We start from the raw sequence: 3221 nt of genomic DNA, 5'->3' as shown, positions 1-3221 counted from the left end.
TCCTCCCGGCCCGGACACGCCCGCCACGGCAGGCGCTCCACCGCGGCCCGGTCGTCGAACGCGTCCAGCCGCAGCCCCCGCGCCCGCACCCCGTGCACGTACTGCCGCTCGTGCAGGACGCCCCCGCAGATCCCCTTCGCCTCACCCGTGCGCGGCCCGTAGTTGACCCGCCCCAGGGACTCCACCCACAGCTCCACCGTCGCCGGACCCCCCACCGGCTCCGGCAGGACGGACCGCTCCTCGTCGAGGATCCCGGCCCGCACCCCGTCGACATGCACCACCGCCCGGTCCCGCAGCCCCGTCACCCGCAGCGGATACGGCTGCCGCGGCCCCGGCACCTCCAGGCGGTAGTGGACCAGGCCCCGGTCCACGTCCAACTCCTCGAACGTCGGTGGAACGGGACCCTCCCACTCCCTGCCGCCCAGCTCCCGCACCACGTCCTCCAGCGGCGTCCACCGCTCCGTCCGCGCACCGGCCGGGGCCCCCAGCCGCACCGGCGCGGGCGGCGGAGCGGGCAGCGGCCCGTCCGCGTACTCGGCCAGGACCTCACGGAAACGCCAGAACTTCTCCGTCGGCAGTCCCGCCTCGTCCACCGGGGCGTCGTAGTCGTACGACGTCACCGTCCCCGACAGCGCCTCGTCCTGGAGCGGGCCCGAACGGTTGGCCCCCGCCCAGCCGGCGAAGCTCGTCCCGCCGTGCGCCATGTAGACGTTCACCGACGCCCCGGCCTCCAGGATCTCCCGCAGCGCCGCCGCCGCGTCCAGCGGATCCCGCACCACCCGTTCGCTGCCCCAGTGCTCGAACCAGCCGCACCAGAACTCCATGCACATCAGGGGCCCGTCCGGCCGGTGCCGACGCAGGGCGGCGAACGCCTCCGCCGCCTGGGACCCGAAGTTCACCGTCGCGAGCACACCGGGCACCGAGCCGCCCGTGAGCATGTGGTCCTCCGGCCCGTCGGACGTGAACAACGGCACCGTCACCCCGCAGTGGCGCAACAGGTCCACCATCTCGCGCAGGTACCCCGCGTCGCTGCCGTAGCTCCCGTACTCGTTCTCCGCCTGCACCATGACGACGGGGCCGCCGCGCCCGATCTCGCGCGCCGCGACCTGGGGGAGCAGCCGGCGGAACCAGCGCTCCACATGCCCCAGGTACTCCGGGTCGCGGGTGCGCACCCGCCGCCCCAGCGGCCCGGTCAGCCAGTGCGGCAGACCGCCGTTCTCCCACTCGGCGCAGATGTACGGCCCCGGCCGCACCACGGCCCACAGACCCGCCGCCCGCACCGCGTCCAGGAACCGGCCGAGCGCGCCGTCGTCCGCGTACCGGCCCGGCTCCGGCTCGTGCAGATTCCACGGGACGTACGTCTCCACACAGTTGAGGCCCATCGCCCGCAGCATCGCCAGCCGGTGCGTCCACTGCTCCTCGTGCACCCGGAAGTAGTGCAGCGCGCCCGACAGCAGCCGCACCGGCCGCCCGTCCAGCAGGAAGTCCGTCCCGCCCACCGTGAAGTCCGCCACCGGCCCGTCCGTCTCTCTCGTGCTCACCCGAGGAACGATCGCCCCCTGGCGTGCGGCGCGTCCATGGACAAAGATCGCCCTGGCTTGGACTCGGCACGGTCCACGGCCCCCGCGGCCCGGTGCGGCACGCCCCGGGGAAAGAGGACGGAACGAACGGACCGGCACCGACACGGCGAACCGGTGACGAACGGACACACGGCGAAACGGTGACGAACAGACCGGCACCGACACGGCGAAACAGTGACGAACGGACCGGCACCACCACGGCGAAACGGTGCGGAAGGAGAGAAGACCGGCATGTATCACACCTGGATGCGGTACTTCACCCCCAACCCGGTCCACCACCGGCTCGGCCTCGTCTGCCTCGGCGTCGGCCTCCAGCACGGCCGGCTGCCCACCGTCGGACCCCGCACGCTCGACCACCACGTCGCCGTCGTGATCAGCGCCGGCAGCGGCTGGTACCGCACCGCCGACGGACGGCGCACCAAGGTCACCGCACCCGCCGTGATCTGGCTCACCCCCTCCGTGCCGCACCACTACGGACCCGACGCCGACACCGGCTGGGACGAGTGCTTCGTCGACTTCACCGGCCCCGCCACCGCCACCTACACCGAACTCGGCTGCATCGAGGCCGACCGGCCGGTCGTCCCGCTGTCCGACGCCGCCGGCGCCCGGGCCGTCGTCGCACGCATCGCCCGGGCCGCCCGCCGCGGCAACCCCCTGATGGAGATCGAGACCGCCGCGGCCGTCCACGAACTCCTCGTCGCACTGCGCCGCGCCCGCGCCGACACCGACGCCGACGGCGACCCCGTCCTCACCGCACTGACCCGTGACGCCTTCCAGCCGCTGACCGTCGCCGACCACGCGGCCCGCCACGGCATGACCCCCGCCGCCCTGCGCACCGCCGTGCGCCGGGCCGCCGGATGCAGCCCCAAGGACTTCCTGCTCGGCATCCGGCTCGGCCGGGCCAAGGAGCTCCTCGCCGGCACCGACCTGCCCGTCGGCGCCGTCGCACGCCGCGTCGGCTACGAGGACCCCGCCTACTTCTCCCGCCTGTTCACCCGCCGCGTGGGCCTCGCCCCCATCCGCTTCAGGGAGCAGCAGGGCCGGGTCGTGCCCGGTGGCTGGAGCAACCGCGTCCCAGACCCCGAACACCCCCCGACCGTCCTCGGCCCCGCCACGTAAGCTCGCTGCCCATGACCACCAGGGACATCGACGAGGGCGTCCGCGCCGAACTGACCCGCCTGCGGGAGAGCATCGACAACATCGACGCGGCGGTCGTGTACATGCTCGCCGAACGCTTCAAGTGCACCCAGCAGGTGGGCCACCTGAAGGCCGAACACCGGCTGCCCCCGGCCGACCCCGCCCGCGAGGCACGCCAGATCGAGCGCCTCCGCCAGCTCGCCGGGAGCGCCAAGCTCGACCCCGCGTTCGCGGAGAAGCTGCTCAACTTCATCATCGCCGAGGTGATCCGCCACCACGAGACCATCGCGGAGAGCACCCCGCCCACGCCCGAGGGCTGACCCCGGGGGCCGCCCCCCCCGGGGTCAGCCCTCGGGCGTGGGCGGGGTGCTCTCCGCGATGGTCTCGTGGTGGCGGATCACCTCGGCGATGATGAAGTTGAGCAGCTTCTCCGCGAACGCGGGGTCGAGCTTGGCGCTCCCGGCGAGCTGGCGGAGGCGCTCGATCTGGCGTGCCTCGCGGGCG

The 3221-nt window shown here is 73.8% G+C and carries 3 protein-coding genes and 1 pseudogene; 2 read left to right on the top strand and 2 right to left on the bottom strand.

Going from position 1 to position 3221, the window contains the following annotated elements; genetic code table 11:
* On the bottom strand, positions 1-1514 hold a 1514-nt coding region (locus EAO77_RS37200), incomplete at its 3' end, for a glycoside hydrolase family 35 protein (protein ID WP_147992685.1).
* Positions 1515-1811: 297 nt separating this feature from the next.
* Between EAO77_RS37200 and EAO77_RS37195 the strand changes: the two genes are divergently transcribed.
* Both EAO77_RS37195 and EAO77_RS37190 read left to right on the top strand, forming a co-directional pair.
* The gene (locus tag EAO77_RS37195) at positions 1812-2699 is read left to right on the top strand and encodes a helix-turn-helix domain-containing protein (RefSeq protein WP_147992684.1); all 888 of its coding nucleotides are present in this window, start codon (positions 1812-1814) and stop codon (positions 2697-2699) included.
* Between the two features lie 11 nt (positions 2700-2710).
* Positions 2711-3037 carry a chorismate mutase gene (locus EAO77_RS37190; RefSeq protein WP_147992683.1) on the top strand — a complete coding sequence of 109 codons (327 nt, stop codon included), beginning with the start codon at positions 2711-2713 and terminating at the stop codon, positions 3035-3037.
* A 24-nt stretch (positions 3038-3061) separates the two neighbouring features.
* Here the strand turns inward: EAO77_RS37190 and EAO77_RS40890 are convergent.
* Positions 3062-3221 (bottom strand): annotated as a pseudogene (locus tag EAO77_RS40890) (chorismate mutase); the annotation flags it as partial.

The sequence above is a fragment of the Streptomyces sp. T39 genome (assembly GCF_008042045.1).
Classification (GTDB): Bacteria; Actinomycetota; Actinomycetes; order Streptomycetales; family Streptomycetaceae; genus Streptomyces.
This window is presented reverse-complemented; position numbering and strand designations above follow the sequence as displayed.

Coding starts and splice junctions, on each gene's coding strand:
- EAO77_RS37195 (WP_147992684.1), top strand. CDS start 1,812: ATGTATCACACCTGGATGCGGTACTTCACCCCCAACCCGGTCCACCAC.
- EAO77_RS37190 (WP_147992683.1), top strand. CDS start 2,711: ATGACCACCAGGGACATCGACGAGGGCGTCCGCGCCGAACTGACCCGC.